This window comes from Streptomyces sp. WMMB 322 (genome assembly GCF_900090145.1).
In the GTDB taxonomy this organism is placed as follows: domain Bacteria; phylum Actinomycetota; class Actinomycetes; order Streptomycetales; family Streptomycetaceae; genus Streptomyces.
Genome location: NZ_FMHI01000018.1, coordinates 85,730 through 102,376, shown reverse-complemented (window position 1 = coordinate 102,376; position 16,647 = coordinate 85,730). Strand labels below are relative to the sequence as shown.

13 protein-coding genes are annotated in these 16,647 nt (G+C 71.8%); 6 read left to right on the top strand and 7 right to left on the bottom strand.

The window, feature by feature from the left end:
- The first annotated feature begins 291 nt into the window (after positions 1-291).
- Positions 292-1,335: a S1 family peptidase gene (locus H180DRAFT_RS23900; protein WP_055488241.1), complete on the top strand. Its 1,044-nt coding sequence runs from the start codon at positions 292-294 to the stop codon at positions 1,333-1,335.
- Between the two features lie 156 nt (positions 1,336-1,491).
- Here the strand turns inward: H180DRAFT_RS23900 and H180DRAFT_RS23895 are convergent, their stop codons facing one another.
- Complete coding sequence (locus H180DRAFT_RS23895; protein WP_055488181.1) at positions 1,492-2,514, bottom strand: aspartate-semialdehyde dehydrogenase; 1,023 nt, start codon at positions 2,512-2,514, stop codon at positions 1,492-1,494.
- Positions 2,515-2,661: 147 nt separating this feature from the next.
- Positions 2,662-3,507, bottom strand: a complete 846-nt coding sequence (locus H180DRAFT_RS23890; protein ID WP_055488180.1) for a metallophosphoesterase family protein — start codon at positions 3,505-3,507, stop codon at positions 2,662-2,664.
- A gap of 273 nt (positions 3,508-3,780) precedes the next feature.
- Here H180DRAFT_RS23890 and H180DRAFT_RS23885 point away from each other — a divergent pair, with 273 nt between their 5' ends.
- Both H180DRAFT_RS23885 and H180DRAFT_RS23880 read left to right on the top strand, forming a co-directional pair.
- The gene (locus H180DRAFT_RS23885; RefSeq protein ID WP_055488179.1) at positions 3,781-7,506 is read left to right on the top strand and encodes a DNA polymerase III subunit alpha; all 3,726 of its coding nucleotides are present in this window, start codon (positions 3,781-3,783) and stop codon (positions 7,504-7,506) included.
- Positions 7,503-8,630 (top strand): DNA polymerase Y family protein, encoded by a 1,128-nt coding sequence (locus tag H180DRAFT_RS23880; RefSeq protein ID WP_079100363.1) that lies wholly within the window; start codon positions 7,503-7,505, stop codon positions 8,628-8,630. Before H180DRAFT_RS23885 ends, H180DRAFT_RS23880 begins: the two co-directional genes overlap by 4 nt.
- A gap of 33 nt (positions 8,631-8,663) precedes the next feature.
- On the opposite strand, the gene H180DRAFT_RS23875 is transcribed toward H180DRAFT_RS23880, so the two are convergent.
- Both H180DRAFT_RS23875 and H180DRAFT_RS23870 read right to left on the bottom strand, forming a co-directional pair.
- A complete protein-coding gene (locus tag H180DRAFT_RS23875) occupies positions 8,664-9,122 on the bottom strand; it encodes a pyridoxamine 5'-phosphate oxidase family protein (protein WP_055488178.1) in 459 nt (152 codons plus the stop codon).
- Positions 9,123-9,222: 100 nt separating this feature from the next.
- Positions 9,223-10,047 carry an RNA methyltransferase gene (locus H180DRAFT_RS23870; protein WP_055488239.1) on the bottom strand — a complete coding sequence of 275 codons (825 nt, stop codon included), beginning with the start codon at positions 10,045-10,047 and terminating at the stop codon, positions 9,223-9,225.
- Positions 10,048-10,310: 263 nt separating this feature from the next.
- Here H180DRAFT_RS23870 and H180DRAFT_RS23865 point away from each other — a divergent pair, with 263 nt between their 5' ends.
- Entirely contained in the window at positions 10,311-11,300 is a 990-nt protein-coding gene (locus H180DRAFT_RS23865; protein WP_254666164.1) for an esterase/lipase family protein, read from the top strand.
- 64 nt (positions 11,301-11,364) lie between these two features.
- Here the strand turns inward: H180DRAFT_RS23865 and H180DRAFT_RS23860 are convergent, their stop codons facing one another.
- Positions 11,365-12,009 (bottom strand): pyridoxamine 5'-phosphate oxidase family protein, encoded by a 645-nt coding sequence (locus H180DRAFT_RS23860; RefSeq protein WP_254666163.1) that lies wholly within the window; start codon positions 12,007-12,009, stop codon positions 11,365-11,367.
- A gap of 74 nt (positions 12,010-12,083) precedes the next feature.
- A complete protein-coding gene (locus H180DRAFT_RS23855) occupies positions 12,084-13,076 on the bottom strand; it encodes a lytic polysaccharide monooxygenase auxiliary activity family 9 protein (protein WP_055488176.1) in 993 nt (330 codons plus the stop codon).
- A gap of 328 nt (positions 13,077-13,404) precedes the next feature.
- Here H180DRAFT_RS23855 and H180DRAFT_RS23850 point away from each other — a divergent pair, with 328 nt between their 5' ends.
- Both H180DRAFT_RS23850 and H180DRAFT_RS23845 read left to right on the top strand, forming a co-directional pair.
- Positions 13,405-14,022 carry an AMIN-like domain-containing (lipo)protein gene (locus tag H180DRAFT_RS23850; protein ID WP_254666162.1) on the top strand — a complete coding sequence of 206 codons (618 nt, stop codon included), beginning with the start codon at positions 13,405-13,407 and terminating at the stop codon, positions 14,020-14,022.
- 407 nt (positions 14,023-14,429) lie between these two features.
- Complete coding sequence (locus tag H180DRAFT_RS23845; protein ID WP_055488175.1) at positions 14,430-15,626, top strand: MarP family serine protease; 1,197 nt, start codon at positions 14,430-14,432, stop codon at positions 15,624-15,626.
- A gap of 67 nt (positions 15,627-15,693) precedes the next feature.
- Here H180DRAFT_RS23845 and H180DRAFT_RS23840 read toward each other — a convergent pair whose 3' ends face one another.
- Positions 15,694-16,623: a GNAT family N-acetyltransferase gene (locus H180DRAFT_RS23840; RefSeq protein WP_055488174.1), complete on the bottom strand. Its 930-nt coding sequence runs from the start codon at positions 16,621-16,623 to the stop codon at positions 15,694-15,696.
- Between the last annotated feature and the right edge of the window lie 24 nt (positions 16,624-16,647).

Here is a 16,647-nt window from a genome sequence, read left to right as displayed (position 1 = left end):
TGATGCTCCCTTGTCGCCCCTTGCAACTCGATTACGGCGCCGACGCGACGAGTTGCGCTGTGTACGGCCGACCTGCAACGGTCCGGCTTTTCACCGGATGGCGCTTACTCGGCCTTGTGCGGAAAGAGCAATCCTCGTAATACTCATGCGTACGGGTTGGCATGGACGTGACTTCCTCCGTTCGGCGAAGGGCGCGTCCGTACTTCCTCCGGGGCCGTCTCCCGGGAACACGAAGGGCGGCCTCAACCCCCCACTGGAGGTTCAGAGTTGAAGAAGATATCGAAGCGGCAGATGGTCATCGCGGGCGCGGGCGTAGCAGCCCTCGTCGCCGGATCGGTGACCCTGTCGACAGCGAACGCCTCGGAAGACTCCGCGCCGAGTCTCAAGACCCTGACCAGCGCGTCGGCTTCGAAGCTCGCCACGAAGCTCACGTCGGACGTCAAGGGTGACGCGGGTTCGTACTACGACGCGAAGGCCAAGAAGCTGGTCGTCAACGTCACGGACCAGGACGCCAAGAAGCAGGTCGAGGCGGCGGGTGCCGAGGCGAGAATCGTCCAGCACACGATGTCCCAGCTGAAGTCGGTCAAGGACGACTTCACCGCGAAGGAGATCGCCGGCACCGCGCGGATGGTGGACGTCAAGACCAACAAGGTCGTCATCACCGCCGACAGGACGGTCAAGGGCGCCGACCTCGCGCAGCTGAAGAAGGAAGCCAAGGCCGAGGGCAGCAAGGTCGAACTGAAGCGCACCTCGGGCAAGTACACCACCAGGATCGCCGGTGGCGACGCCATCCACGGCGACGGCGGACGCTGCTCGCTCGGCTTCAACGTGACCCTCGACGGCCAGCCGGCCTTCCTCACCGCGGGCCACTGCACCACCGCCATCGCCAGCTGGTCCGACACCGCGGGCGGCCAGGAGATCGCCAAGAGCGGCGACGGTGAGTTCCCGGGTGCCGACTACGGCATCGCCACGTACACCGCCGAGGTCGACCACCCCAGCTCCGTCAACCTCTACGACGGCGGCACCCAGGAGATCAGCGGGCCGGCCGAGGCCGAGGTCGGTCAGCAGGTCACCCGCAGCGGCAGCACCACGCAGGTGCATGAGGGCACGGTCACGGCCGTGGACGCCTCCGTCACGTACCCCGAGGGCACCGTCAACGGGCTGATCCAGACCGACGTCTGCGCCGAGCCCGGCGACAGCGGCGGCTCCCTCTTCGCCGGCGACAAGGCTCTCGGCATGACCTCCGGCGGCAGCGGTGACTGCTCCTCGGGCGGCGAGACCTTCTTCCAGCCGGTGACTACGGCCCTCGAGGCCACGGGTGCCCAGCTTCCCTGACGCACCTGAGGCGCGCGGTGTGACCTCGCACTGAGCGCCGGCCCGGAAACGGGCACAGTCGCACACATGCGGAACCCCCGGGCGGTGCCCGGGGGTTCCGTCGTGTGATGTCCGCACGCCCCGGAAGTCCTTCGCCGGGGCGCCGCGCTCATCGCCTCACTCGGCGGCTACCAGCTCCGCGATCTGCACGGCGTTCAGCGCCGCCCCCTTGCGGAGGTTGTCGTTGGAGAGGAAGAGCGCAAGGCCGTTCTCCGCGGTCTCGTCGGTGCGGATGCGCCCGACGTAGCTCGCGTCCTTGCCCGCGGCCTGGAGCGGCGTGGGGATGTCGGAGAGCTCCACACCCGGTGCCGACGCCAGCAGTTCACGCGCGCGCTCCGGCGTGATCGCCCGCTCGAACCGGGCGTTGACCTGGAGGGAGTGACCGGTGAAGACAGGCACGCGCACGCAGGTGCCCGACACCTTCAGGCCGGGGATGTCGAGGATCTTGCGGCTCTCGTTGCGGAGCTTCTGCTCCTCGTCCGTCTCGTCGAGGCCGTCGTCGACGATGGAACCGGCCATCGGAAGCACGTTGAACGCGATCGGGCGCTCGTACTTGTCCGGCTCGGGGAAGTCCACGGCGTCCCCGCCGAAGGTCAGCCTGGTGGCATCGGACTCGACAGCCTTGCCGGCCTGCTCGTTCAACTCGGCGACGCCGGCCAGTCCGCTGCCGGAGACCGCCTGGTAGGTGGCGACGACCAGGCCCGTCAGCCCGGCCTCGTCGTGCAGCGGGCGCAGCACGGGCATGGCGGCCATCGTGGTGCAGTTCGGGTTGGCGATGATGCCCTTCGGGCGCTGCCTCGCCGCGTCCGGGTTCACCTCGGAGACGACGAGCGGGACTTCGGGGTCGAGCCGCCAGGCCGAGGAGTTGTCGATGACGACCGGCCCCTGGGAGGCGACCTTCTCGGCGATGGCCTTCGACGTCGAACCCCCGGCGGAGAAGAGCACGATGTCCAGTCCGGAGTAGTCGGCCGCGGCCGCGTCCTCCACGGTGATCTCGCCGTCCTGCCAGGGGAGCGTGCGCCCGGCGGAACGGGCGGAGGCGAACAGACGCAGCTGTTCGACGGGGAGTTTCCGCTCGGCCAGAATCTCCCGCATCACGCTGCCGACCTGGCCGGTCGCTCCGACGATCCCGATCCTCATGGGGCTCCTTCTGTGCATGTCCTGTGCGAGTGGGTCCGGGCCCTGCCTGTCCGCGGGGCGGCACGGGCCGGGCGCTGGCTCTTCTACCCTGCCCTGCCCCCGCTACGATCGGCCACTTCTTTGACATCGGTCACACGTGGCGGGAGATCACCGTGCACGGCCGTCGAGCGGTCCGAACGCGGCGAGGGCGTCCTCGGCGCTGTTGCGCGCGTGCACGTACTCGTCCGCCCACGCCGCGGCTCCCTCGTACGCGGACTCGGCGGCGATGCGGGCGCAGGCGGCCGCGTAGTCGTACGTGGTCCGCCGCAGCGTCACGGAGTCGCCGGGACCGAGCAGGGCCCAGTGTGCGCCGGGGCGTCCGTACGGCATTCCCACGCTCCCCGGGTTGACCACCAGCAGGCCCTGAACGATCCGGACGAACGGCATGTGGGTGTGGCCGCACACCACGGTCCGCACATCGGTGTCCACGCCTGACAGCACCTCGGCCCAGCGTTCGGAGCCGGAGTCGGCCAGCACCACTTCGGCGTCGTCGCGAGGTGTGGCATGGCAGAAGAGCACAGGGCCGAGCCCGTCGACCTCCAGCCGTGCGGTTCGCGGCAGCCCTGCAAGGAACCGGGCATCCGTTTCGCTCAGCAGGCCCGCGGCCCACAGGTCGATGGCGAAGGGCGCGCCGTGCTGCTCCGCCCGCTCGCGCCGCTCCTCGTCCCCGCTGTTCCCGCTCTCCCCGCCCTCGCCCTCGCCCGCGCCGCGTACGGCTGCGTCGCGGAGTTCGGCCGGCTCCCGGTCGGCGTTGCCCCGCACCCACACCGCGCGGTCGCCCAGTCCGCGCAGCAGCTCCAGGGTCTCGAGCGGCTGAGGACCGGCGAGGTGGTCTCCGGTGAGGACGACGTGATCGGCCGTCCGCACGCCCGGCTCGGCGAGCACCGCTTCCAGGGCGGGGAGGACGCCGTGGATGTCCGAGAGCACCGCTACGCGTCCGGCTTGTCGGGTCATGCGGCTCAGCATGGCCGGGCAACCGGGCGGGCGAGGGGTGGTTCTCCCAGCGCGGAACCCCAGCGCGGAACCTCGGCGTGGCGCGCCCGGAGGGGCGGTTCGCACACCCTGCCCGGCCGGTGTCCACGGGCCCGGTGCGGACTGCCGCGTACCGTCGCTGAGCTGCGGAGAGACGTCACACACCCTGTTCGAACGCAAGTTCGACAGACTGGTCTATGGTGGGTGTGTACCCGAGGACGGGCAGAGGTGCGGATGCGGCAGGAGGTGTGTGCGATGCCGGGATTCGTGCATCTGCACGTCGCCTCCGGATTCTCCATGAGATACGGGGCCTCGCACCCCGAGACCCTGGCCGAACGCGCCGCCGAGCGCGGCATGGACGCGGTCGCGCTCACCGACCGGGACACCCTCGCCGGAGCGGTCCGCTTCGCCCGCGCGAGCGCCGGCGCCGGAGTGCGCCCGGTGTACGGGGTGGATCTGGCCGTGGCGGAGCGCCCGGAGAGCAGGAGCGCGGTGCGCCGGCGCCGTACCCCCGTCAGAGGCGGGGCCTTCATCGACGAATCGGCCCAGCGCGTCGTCTTCCTCGCCGGGCAGGGCGCAGCGGGATGGGAGCGGCTGTGCCGTCTGGTCACGGCGGCCCACGCCTCCGGCGGCGAGCGCCCCCGCCTGGAGTGGGAGGACCTGGCCGCGGTGGGAGGGGCGCCGGCGTCCGGAGCGGGTCTGCACCAGGACGTGCTGACCGTGCTGCTCGGCCCCGACTCCGACGTCGGCCGGTCGCTCGCCGCCGGACGCCCCGACCGCGCGGCACGGCAACTGGACGGCTGGCGGGAGATCTTCGGTACGCAGGCGCTGCGCCTGGAGGCCGGTGCGCACGTACCGACGCGGGAGTCCGCGCGGATGCTGGGTCTCGCGGCCGCGGAGGGGATCAAGCCCGTACTGGCCAACGGGGTGCGCTATGCCGACCCCGGCCAGGGTCCGGTCGCCGACGTGCTGGACGCGGCGCGCCGCCTCGTCCCCGTCGACCCACGGAAGGGACTGGACGGCGGCGAGCGGTGGCTCAAGGGCCCGGAGGCCATGGCGGCGGCCGCGGAGCGCATCGCTCATGCCGCGGGCTACCGGAGCGACACGGCGAACCGGCTGCTGACGCTGACCGAGGAGACCGCCGGGAGCTGCCGCGTCGACCCGGAGTACGACATCGGCATCGGGCGTGTGCACTTCCCCGAACCGTGGCTGGTCGGCGCGGGCGGGGGCAGGAGCGCGGAGCGCGTGCTGCGTTCGCGGTGTGCGGCCGGGATGGTCGCACGGCGTTACGAGGAGCAGCGGGAGCGCTGGGAGAGACTCGAACACGAGCTGCGGATCATCGAAGGGCTCGGCTTCTCCTCCTACTTCCTCACCGTCGCGCAAGTCGTGGAGGACGCACGGGCGATGGGCGTGCGGGTCGCGGCGCGCGGCTCGGGCGCCGGATCGCTGGTCAACCATCTGCTGGGCATCGCACAGGCCGATCCCCTCGAACACGGCCTGCTCATGGAGCGGTTCCTCTCGCCGCGCCGCGCCACCCTGCCGGACATCGACATCGACGTGGAGTCGGCACGCAGGCTGGAGGTCTACCGCGCCGTCTTCGACCGCTTCGGCGAGGAGCGCGTCGCCGCCGTCGCCATGCCGGAGACCTACCGGGTGCGGCACGCCATCCGCGACGTGGGCGCGGCCCTGAGCATCGACCCCGCCGAGACCGACCGGCTCGCGAAGTCGTTCCCGCACATCCGGGCACGCGACGCGCGTGCCGCCCTCGACGAACTCCCCGAACTGCGCGGTGTGGACGCCGAGAAGTACGGGCCCCGCTTCTGGGACCTGGTCGAGTCGCTGGACGCGCTGCCCCGTGGCATCGCCATGCATCCGTGCGGGGTGCTGCTCTCGGACTCCTCGCTGCGTGCCCGTACGCCCGTCGTGCCCACCAGCGGCGAGGTGCCCCTCAGCCCTCCCGGGTCGGGGAGCGCACCCATCGCGATGTCGCAGTTCGACAAGGACGACGTGGAGGAGCTGGGGCTGCTCAAGCTGGATGTGCTGGGGGTGCGGATGCAGTCCGCGATGGCGCACGCGGTCGCGGAGATCGAGCGGACCGGCGGCGGCCATGTCGCGCTGGACGAGGTGCCCGAGGGCGACCCGCAGACGTACGAGCTGATCCGCTCCGCCGAGACGCTCGGCTGCTTCCAGATCGAATCGCCGGGCCAGCGCGACCTGGTGGGGCGGCTGCAGCCGGAGAACTTCCACCATCTCGTCGTCGACATCTCGCTGTTCCGTCCGGGGCCGGTCGTCGCCGACATGGTGCGGCCGTTCATCGAGGCGCGGCACGGACGGCGGCCCGCCGTGTATCCGCACCCGGACCTGGAGCCGGTGCTGCGCGAGACGTTCGGCGTCGTGGTCTTCCACGAGCAGATCATCGAGATCCTGTCCGTCATGACCGGATGCGGCCGTGCCATGGCCGACGAGGCGCGGCGTGCGCTCTCGGACGGCGAGCGGCAGGGGAGGGTGCGGGCCTGGTTCACGCAGGAGGCGTCCCGGCGCGGGTACGGGGCCGAGGCCGTCGGACGCACCTGGGAGATCGTGGAGGCGTTCGGCTCCTACGGCTTCTGCAAGGCGCACGCCGTCGCCTTCGCCGTGCCGACGTATCAGTCGGCGTGGCTGAAAGCCCACCATCCGGCGGCCTTTTACGCGGGAGTGCTGGAGCACGATCCGGGGATGTACCCCAAGAGGCTGCTGCTGGCGGACGCGCGCAGGCGCGGGGTGCCGGTGCTGCCGCTGGATGTGAACCGGTCCTCGGTCGGCTATAGCATCGAACTGGTGTCTGATTCCAAGGGTGTTGGGGACGGTGCCGCGAACGCCCCGGAACCCTCCCACGGGCACTCTGACCTTCCGGACCTCCCTGGCCTTCCGGAGGTCCCGCATCTTCCGGATCTCCCGGCGGATCTCCCGGAGCTTCCCGGCCCTCCGCCGGAACGGCTCCGGTGGGGGCTCCGCCTCGCCCTCTCCGATGTGCAGGGCATCAGTGAGGCGGACGCGGAGCGCATCGCCGCCGGGCAGCCCTACGACTCGCTGGCGGACCTCTGGCGCCGGGCGCGGCCGCCGCGCCCCGTGGCCGAAGGACTCGCGCGGGTGGGGGCCCTGGACGCCTTCGCCCCCGGCGGCAACCGCCGCGATCTGCTGCTGCAGATCGCCGAACTCCACCGTCAGCAGCGCGGCCGGTCCGGTGCCCGCGAGGGGCAGATGGCACTGGACCATCTGGCGAAAGGCGCCGCCGCCCCCGAGCCGGCCGGGCTTCCCGACCTCGACGCGGACGAGCGGCTGGGAGCGGAACTCGGCGTACTCGGCATGGACACCTCCCGGCACCTCATGGACGATCACACCGCCTTCCTGCGGGAGTTGGGCGCGTACTCCGCGCGTGCGCTGCGCGACGCGCGGCACGGCGAGACGGTTCTGGTCGCGGGGGCCAAGGCGGCGACCCAGACCCCGCCGATCCGCTCCGGGCGGCGCGTCATCTTCAGCACCCTCGACGACGGCACCGGCCTGGTCGACCTCGCCTTCTTCGACGACAGTCATGCCGCCTGCGCGCACACCGTCTTCCACTCCTGGCTGCTGCTGGTGCGGGGAGTGGTGCAGCGGCGCGGTCCGCGCAGCCTCAGCGTGGTCGGTTCGGCGGCATGGGATCTGGCCGAGCTGGCCGAACTGCGCCGCACCGGCGGCCTGGACGCGGTCACGGCCCGGCTGGCGGAGCCGCCGGGCAGGCCCGGACCGGAGCAGGAAACCGGGCAGACGCAGGAGAGCGGCCAGGGGCAGGGCCAGGGCGAGGCCCGGAGCGGGGGCAGCGGCTCCGGCGGCCGCACCGTCGAGGTGGCCAAGGGCTACGAGATGCACCCTTGGGCGGATCTTCGTCCGCCCGGTGATGCCGCCGGCTCTCCGAACGCCCTGCGCAAGCTCTGGCACTCCAGCCCGGGGAGCGCGGGATGAGCGAGCACGGCGAGGAGCACAGCGGACCGGGCGGACCCGGCAGACACAGCGGCCGCAGCGGATACGGCGAGCAGGGCGGCCCCGGCGAACCGGGCGGAGGCGGCGGCCACCGCGGACAGGTCGTGGACGGCGCACAACTGCGCGTGCTGTACGTCCACTTCGGGACCGGAGACCGGCAGACGGACGAGGGCCGCCCGGAGTTCCCCGTGCTCCTCGGCCTTCTCGCCGGCTTCACCCCCGTCGTGCAGGCGCTGCCGCCGGATGCCGCGCTCGCCGACGTACGGGGCGCGCTGCGCTACTTCGACCGGGACGCGCCCGGGCTGGCCCGGCTCATCCGTCTCCGGTCGCTGGCCCTGTACGGCACCGACTGCACCGTCGGCGTCGCCGTCAACCCGCTGCTCGCGAGGATGGCCGCGCACTCCGGGCCCGCGGGTGCGGTCCGGGTCGTGCGGCCGGAGGAGACCGCCGCTTTCCTGGCAGGCAAGCCCGTCGCGGCCCTGCACGGCGTCGGCCCGGCGACCGCTCGCACCCTGTGCTCGTACGGCCTGGACACCGTCGGCCGCGTCGCCGGCGCCCCGCCCGCCACCCTGCAGCGCCTCCTCGGCGCGAGGACCGGACGCCTCCTGCGGGAGCGGGCCCGCGGCATCGACCCGACACCGGTGGTTCCCGATGAACCGGCGCGTTCGGAGAGCTCCGAACTCCGCTTCGCCCGGGACGAGACCGACCCGGGCGAGCGCCGCCGCGCGCTGCTCACCCTCGCCGACGACCTGGGCTTCCGTATGCGCACCGGCGGGCAGGTGGCCCGCGCGCTGACCCTCACCGTCCGCTACGCCGACCGCTCCGTCACCACGCGCACCCGCACGCTCGCCGAACCCTCCGCGCACACCCCGGCGTTGACCGCTGCCGCCTACGCCATGCACGACGGGCTCGGGCTGCAGCGGGCCCGCGTGCGCGCGGTGGCCCTGCGCGCGGAGGAGCTGATGCCGGCCGAACTCGCCTCCCTGCAGCTGTCCCTGGACGCCCGTGAGGAGAAGGCCAGGCGCGCCGAGGCGGCGGCGGACCGGGCCCGCCTGCGGTTCGGCGCGGCCGCGGCGCACCCGGCGGGGCTGTTCGACGCGGCTTAGGGCCTGTCCGGCCCGGGTCGTGGCGGGCGATGATCATCCGTCGACGTCGAGAGCCGTCCCGTACAAGCGGTTCACCTTCAGCCGGATCACCACCCGGCGCTCCTCCACCAGCTGTTCCAGGAACGCGCGTTCATCCGCCGGTCTCATCGGCTCCGGGAGTATCGAGAGCACTTCCCTGCCGACGGCGTCGCCGGGCGTCGTCGTGATCTCCGAGACCTCCGCCTCGCCCTCGCCGACGGCGAAGGACCACACGTCTTCACCGGGAACATGGACGGCCGCACGCGGATCGCGCCGCAGGTGCTTCACCTTGACGCGGTCGGCGGTGGTGAAGAAACGCACGACGCGGGACTCCGGGTCCCAGCTGTGCACCATGGTGGTCAGGTGCGGGTGGCCGCTGCGCCTGTTGGTGGCCAGGATGCTGAAGTGCTGAGCGCCCAGCAGGGCTGAGAGGTCTTCTTCGGACAGGACGCGCGGTCCCGGAGGTCGGCTCATGACGGAGCAAACCGGCTGAACCCGCCGGGCATTCCGCAGCAACCGGCGAGAGGGGGCCGGCCGGGCGGGTGGTCCCGTGGTGGGCCGTGTCCGGGCCAGGTCAGCGGCGCCGGGCGGCGATGCGCTGCCGCGAGACCTCGTACAGCACGGCGGTCGCGGCGCCGGCGGCGTTGAGTGAACTGGCCGATCCGCTCATCGGGATGCGCACCGTGAGATCGCACAACTGGCGCCAGGCCGCACTGAGCCCGGCGGTCTCGTTCCCGACGAGGAGCAGTACGGGGCCGGTCAGATCGGCGTCGAAGAGATCCGTCGTGCCGTCCTCGTCGGTTCCCACGACCGTGACGTGCCCTCCGAGCGCCCTGTGCCGCTCCAGCCACGCGACGACCTCACGCTGCGAGGGCACCCGCACCGCGGGCAGTGCGAAGAGCGAACCGGTGCTGGCCCGCACCGACTTGGGGTCGTAGACGTCGGCGGCGTGACCGGTCACGATCACGCCTGCCGCCCCGAAGGCGTCGGCGGAGCGGATCACCGTGCCGATGTTGCCGGGGCCGGAGGGGCGGTCGAAGAGCACGCCGAGGAAGTCCTCGTCCACGCCGATGCGGGACAGGTCGTCCTCCGGCATCTCGAGCACCGCGACGACCTCGGGTGCGCTCTCGTCCTTCCCGCCGAGTTCGGCGAGGAGTTCGGGGGCCATCGCGACCTGTTCCGCGCGGACGGTGCGCAGCAGGTCCTCCGCCCAGCGCGAGAGCGGCCGGCGGGCCGAGTGGATCAACGCCCGTACCGGCCAGCCGCGTTCGACGGCGACCGTGACGGGGCGGACTCCCTGGACGAGGAACTCCCGTGCGCGCAGGCGCTTGTTCCGGTTGGTCAGCAGCGACTGCCACTGCTGGAAGCGGGCGTTGCGGGAGGTGATCTTCTGAACCAGGGGACTTCCTCCGCTCGTGTCTTCGTGCTGCGGCGGCAGCCTACACAAGAGCGCGACGGTCACTGAATCTTCACAGGCACGCTTATGGCCCTCCCAAGTTACCGCTGCGTTAATTGACGTGACTTCGTCAAATGTGGTCTGCCTCACCCCCCATCGCCACCACACAGCCACCACCCCCCACGCGCGACCCCCCACGCACCATCTGCACCACCCCCCACGAGGCGCCACAGGAAAACGCCCCCTCACTCCACGAGGAGACGGCAGTGAAACTGTCCTGGAAGCACCCCTATGCCCCGGCAGTCGCTGCGGCGACCGCGATCGTCATGACGGCCCTCCCCCTCACGGCCTCAGGTGCCTCTGCTTCGGAGGCCTCCGCGTCGGGCACGTCCACTCCGGATGCCAAGACGTCCGCAGAGAAGGACACCGCCGCAGACGCGGACGCCGGCGGGCAGGCCCGGCTCGCCGACAAGCCCGCTGCCGGCGGACTCGCGGCCGGCGAGGCGAAGGGCGGCTGGAACGACTACGAGTGCAAGCCGTCGGAGAAACACCCCCGCCCCGTCGTGCTCGTGCACGGCACCGGCGGCAACAAGATCGACAACTGGCTCGGTCTCGCGCCCTACCTGAAGAAGCGCGGCTACTGCGTCTTCTCCCTCGACTACGGCCAGTACAACGGCATTCCGCTGCTGCACGGCCTGGGCCCGATCGAGGATTCCGCCGCCCAGCTCGACACCTTCGTCGACAAGGTCCTCGACGCGACGGGAACCGGCAAGGTCGACATCGTCGGCCACTCGCAGGGCGGCATGATGCCCCGCTATTATATGAAGTTCCTCGACGGAGCGGAGAAGGTGAACGCCCTCGTCGGGATCGCTCCCAGCAACCACGGCACCACGCTGAGCGGGCTCACCGGACTCGTCGACCTGATCCCCGGCCTCGGTGACGCCGTCGACGGGCTCGCGCCGTCGCTCATGCAGCAGAAGAAGGGCTCGGACTTCATCAACCGCCTCAACGAAGGCGGCGACACCCTGCCGGGCGTGAAGTACACGGTGATCGCGACGAAGTACGACCAGATCGTGACGCCCTACAAGTCGCAGTTCCTGGAGGGCCCGGACGTCAACAACGTCACGCTTCAGGACCTGTGCCCGGCCGACATCTCCGAACACCTGGCCGTGGGCCTCTTCGACAGGCTGGCCTTCCACGAGACGGCAAACGCCCTCGACCCCGCCAACGCCGAACCCACGACCTGCACCTCCTGACCGGAGAGCCGGCGCGTGACGGACGGCGGGGCCCGCTTCCGGGCGGGCCCCGCCGTCCGTCACGTCACCACTGGTAGAGCTTCTCCGCGTACGCCTGACCGTAGTGCTCCTCGAGCACCTCCAGCGGGTCCTCCTGGCGCTCCAGGGTCTTGGAGATCCTCGCCCGCGCCGGGAGCGCCCCGGGCTCCCAGGTGGCGGGGTCCCAGGCGGCGGAGCGCAGGAACGCCTTGGAGCAGTGGAAGTAGACCTCCTCGATCTCCACCACCAGCGCGAGCACCGGCGTGTTCCGCCGGACCGTCATCTCCTCCAGGAACGGCGCCTCGCGAACGATCCGTGCCCTGCCGTTGATGCGCAGCGTGTCGCCGCGTCCGGGCAGCAGGTGGATGAGTCCGACGTGCGGGTTCCGGAGGATGTTGCGGAACCCGTCGGCACGCCTGTTGCCCGGGCGGTCGGGGATGGCGAGGGTGCGCTCGTCGAGCACCTTGACGAAACCGGGCGGATCGCCCTTCGGCGACACGTCGCACGAGCCGTCGGTGCCCGACGTGGCGATCAGACACAGCGGCGAGTGTGCAAGCCACTCCCGGTCCAGCGCGTGCAGCGTGCTCCGGACCTTCCGCGCCGCATGCGGGGCGGGCTCGCCCAGCAGTGCTCGCAGCTCGGCCTCCGAAGTGACTTCCCGCGTCGCCGGCGGCGGTTCCACATGCTCCACCCTGCCTCACCTTCCCCGCAGGGCACGCAGGTTCCGTCCCTGTCCTGCTCGTATCCGCATCCTACGAGCATGTGTCAGCTGCTGCCGCGGCGGCCGAGGTCACGGCGGCGGGCACTGAGGCACATCAGCGCCGCACCGATGACGAGGACGCCCGCGCCGGCGAGCGCGATGTCCGTCGTCGTGCCGTCGTCGCCGGTCTCGGCGAGCCGGTCAGCCTGTCCGGCGCTCCTCGTACCGGGGGCGTTGTGCGAGGAGCGCCCGGCCCTGGTGCTCACGTCGCTGCCGTGAGCGCTGTGCTCGCCGGCCGACGGGTTGCCGCGGCCGCCGTGCTCCACGGTCGACCTGGCGGCGCCCGCCTCGATCTGCGAGTCGTCCGGAGCGGCGGGGCCGTCCGCCGAAGCGGCCTTCCGCTCGGGGCCGGCCGCGCCCTTCCCGCCGGCGAAGGTGACGTCGGAACAGGCGTAGAACGCCTCGGGGCTGTCGGAGCGCTGCCAGACGCTGTAGATCAGATGGCGGCCCGACCTCTTGGGCACCTCGCCCTTGAACTTGTACTCCCCGCCCACGAGCCGGGGGTCCTTGACCTTCGCGAACGGCTCGGACTCCAGGTCCGACCACTTCAGCGGCTCGGACGGGTCGTAGCCGGGCCGGGTGATGTAGAGCTCGAAGCTGCCCTTGTGCGGAGCCGTCGACTTGTAGGAGAAGGCGTGCTCACCGGCGGCCATCTCCGACGCCGGCCAGTCCTTTCGCGGCAGGTCCAGGCCCTTGTACTTGGCACGTCCCGCGCTGCACAGCTTCCCGTCCGGGATGATCTGCTTGTGCCTGCCGGCCGCGTCCGGGATGTTGACCTCGTTCCAGTCGTAGAGCGGCTGGGTGCCGCCGGTCTTCACCATCGCCTTGCACGCGGCGGACCGGGGATTCTCCGGCCCTTCCGCGAAACAGGCGGACACGCGGCTCACCGGGTCCGTCATCGATCCGTGAGCTGCGGCGGGTGCCGCCCCCGCCATGGAGAGCGCGAGCGGCACGGCTCCGAGAGCGGCCATGCGTGCGACCGAGCGACGAGCGGACATCTTGGGGCTCCTGGGTGTGGGGGGCGTGCGTGTCGCCCGCGCCCCGCGCGCCCCGGTGGTGCCGGGCGGGCCGGGCCGGTGCTGTATGCCTCAGCACGCTAGCCGCGCTCAGCTGCCCTTTCGATGCCCGGAAGCCCCAACTGCCCATCCTTATGGTGCCGTTAAGGTGGCGGTAAGAGGGGGCTCAGGCGCGGAGTCCGGGGCGCGTCGATGTGCGCCGTACATCCTTTTTCGTCATCCGATTCTGTTGAATCTGATTCGTACAACTCTGCCGCCTTTTCGAGGGTCTAGCCTCATGCCACAGCAAATGCACGACAAGGGGGCCAGAATGCGCCGGACCAGACTGCTCATCACCACCGTGCTCACCTGCGCGGGGCTCCTGGCCACCACCTCCGCGGCCACCGCCGCCGGAGCCGGGGCCGGAGCCGGGGCCGCGACGACCGCACCGCACGCCCCGGCAGCCGCCGCGAGCTGCGGAGTCACCTGGGGGAGCGTGCCGAAGGCAGGCCACGGCACGGGCACGCGCCCGCTCACCGACGTCAGGACCGGGCGGCACGACTGCTACGACCGCATGGTCCTCGACGTCCGTCCGGGAACGCCCGCCGGTTCACCGGCGTACCGGGTGCGCTACGTCGACAGGCTGTACCAGGACGGCTCCGGCCGCCGCATCGACGTGGGCGGCGGCGCCGTCCTGGAAATCGTGGCGACGGCGCCGGCCTACGACCCGGACACCTACGAGGCCACCTACCCGGGCCGGGGCGGCAAGCCGCTGCCGGGCGTGAACCTCAAGGGGTACAAGACCTTCCGCGACGCCCGCTTCGGCGCCAGCTTCGAGGGAACGACGCAGCTCGGGCTCGGCGTCAGGGCGCGGCTGCCGTTCCGGGTGCTCGAACTGGGCGACCGTCTCGTCATCGACGTGGCCCACACCTGGGCCGCCTCCCGCTGAGCCGCAACGACCGCCGGGTGCGGGGCGCGAAGCCGCCCCGCACCCGGCGCTTTGTGTCCGCGGCCCGGAAGGCGGCGACTACGGTGCGCCGCTGCGCCGGTGCCGCCTCGACCCCATGAGGGCGGCTGACGAGAGCGGGCCGGCGGGCTGTCCCCGTCGACTGTGAGATCGGCAACCGCCGAGGCGAGCACGGAATCAACCGGAGCCGCCCGGCGTTGGCAGGCGCATAACAGCGCATAACGGGACGACCGCGCCGTGGGCGTGTGTGATGCGGAACCAACCCTGCTCCGATTCGCGTGTGTTCTGCGACCGGGGGCAGATGCGGAAGGCAGGCGAGGCACAATCGGAGGACAGGGCCGCAACATGAGCACGATGAGTTACCCGAGTGGGGCGAGAAGGGGTGTGCGGTGAACCTGCTGGATGTGCTGTTGCTGCTCGCAGTGCTGGTTTTCTCCGTTTCGGGCTATCAACGCGGCCTCGTCGCGGGCTTCGTCTCGCTCGCCGGCTTCGTCGGCGGAGCCGTCATCGGTGTGTGGGCCCTGCCGTTCGTACTGCAGCGGGTCCAGACGGGCACGACGGAGGCCACGGTCGTGGCGCTGCTGACCGTGCTCGTACCGGCGGCGCTGGGGCAGGCCGTGGCCGCGCCGCTGGGGTGGCGGCTGCGTGAGGTGCTCAGCTGGACCCCTGTGCGATGGGCCGACGGCGCGGGGGGCGTGGCCGTCAACGCGATAGCCGTACTCGTCGTCGGATGGGTCGCGGCAAGCGCCCTGTCCGTGTCGCCCTCGCCCACGCTGAACCAGGCCATCCGCAACTCCGTCGTGCTCGGAACCGTCCAGGACCGCATGCCCGACCAGGCAGCCACCTGGTTCAACGACGCCACGGGAGCGCTCACGACGGCGGGCTTCCCGCCGGTCTTCAACCCCTTCGAGCACGAACCCGGCACCTCCGTCGCCAAGCCGTCCGGCGACTCCGTCACCCCCGCCGCGACCCAGGCCGCCAAGCGCAGCACCGTCAAGGTGGAGGGAGTCGCCGACGTCGACGGAAGCGCCCGCGGGCAGGAAGGCAGCGGCTTCGTCTACACGCAGCAGCGCGTGATGACCAACGCCCACGTCGTCGCCGGAGTCGAGGAGCCGACGGTCCGGGTGGGCGGCGTCGGACCGCGCTACGAGGCGAGGGTCGTCGAATTCGATCCGAACGCCGACGTCGCCGTCCTCGCAGTGCCCGGGCTGGAAGCACCCGCCCTGGACTTCGCGGGCAACGCCGAGCGCGGAACGCCCGGCGTGGTGGCCGGGTACCCGGAGAACGGCAGTCTCGATCTGCGTGCGGCCGCCGTCGCCCAGCGCGTGGAGGCGCGGGGCCAGGACATCTACGGCGACAACCTCAGCACCCGCGACATCTACGCCATACGGTCCACCGTCCGGCCCGGGAACTCCGGCGGCCCGCTGCTGTCCAAGGACGGGAAGGTCCTCGGGGTGATCTTCGCCCGCTCGACGACCGACAACGGCACCGGATACGCGCTCACCGCGGAACAGGTGCAGCAGCACGCGCGGAGCGGCGCCGCGGCCACCCGGGCCGTCGACACCGGCAACCGCTCGGCGCTGTGAGCCCCGCCGGGACGCCGGCGGGCGGCGCGGCGCGCAGCCGTGTGCTGATCCCCGAGCCCCTGCCCTCTCACAGCGGCTTGGAGTATCGCCATTCTGCGGCGGCCTGCTCATAGCCCAGGCTCCGGTTGAGCGCCAGCATCGGGGCGTTCGTGGCGTCGTTCCCGGTGAAGGCCCGCCTGCGGCCCGCGGAGCGGGAACGGCGCAGGGAGTCGAGCTTGGCCAGCCGCGCCAGGCCGCGCCCGCGGAACGCGCGCCGTGTTCCGGTCATACCCGACCAGTAGCGCTCACGCCCGTCCGTCTGCGCCACTGAGTACGAGGCGACTTCGCCGCCGACGAGAACGACGGAGGTGAGGCGGTGGTCGATGTCCGGGCGGTCCCGGTTCAGCCGCAGCCAGTCCTCGTACGGCACGAAACCGTGGCGCACATCGCCGGGTTCGTCAGCGGTGCACTCCAAGTCGGCCTCGTACAGCGGACGCAGGTCACCGGCGAAGTCGAGAGCCGTGCGGAGCTCCACGCCGGCGGGCAGCCGCTCCGGCGGTCCGGGGAGCCCGGCACGTGCGAGGTCGAGACCGAGGAAACAGGCGCGCCGCCCGCGCGTGTAGCCGCGGCGCTCCGCGAAGCCGGGTGAGCGGCCGTCGTCCGCCACCCACGTCCAGGCTCGCTCGGCCCCCACGGCGGACAGGTGACGTTCCGCCTCGGCCACGAGAGCCGCGCCCGCGCCAAGTCCCCGGCCGGCCGGGTGCACGGCCGTGTGCAGATACCCCTGCCGGGGCTCGACGCTGCCGATGAGCAGCCCCGTGTCGGCGCAGCCCACCACTCGTCCGCCGGCTTCCCTGGCGACCAGCCAGCGCGTACGACCTGCCGCGGGGGCGGACTCGGCCTCCCAGGCCACCGATTCGGCCGTGCACACCAGATAGGGGACGGCCGCACGTCTCACCTCGGCCACTGCATCCGCGTCGCGCGGGCGGAAGGGTTCCACGGTGACCTTCGGTGTCATGCCCCGGCACGCTACGCACCCGGG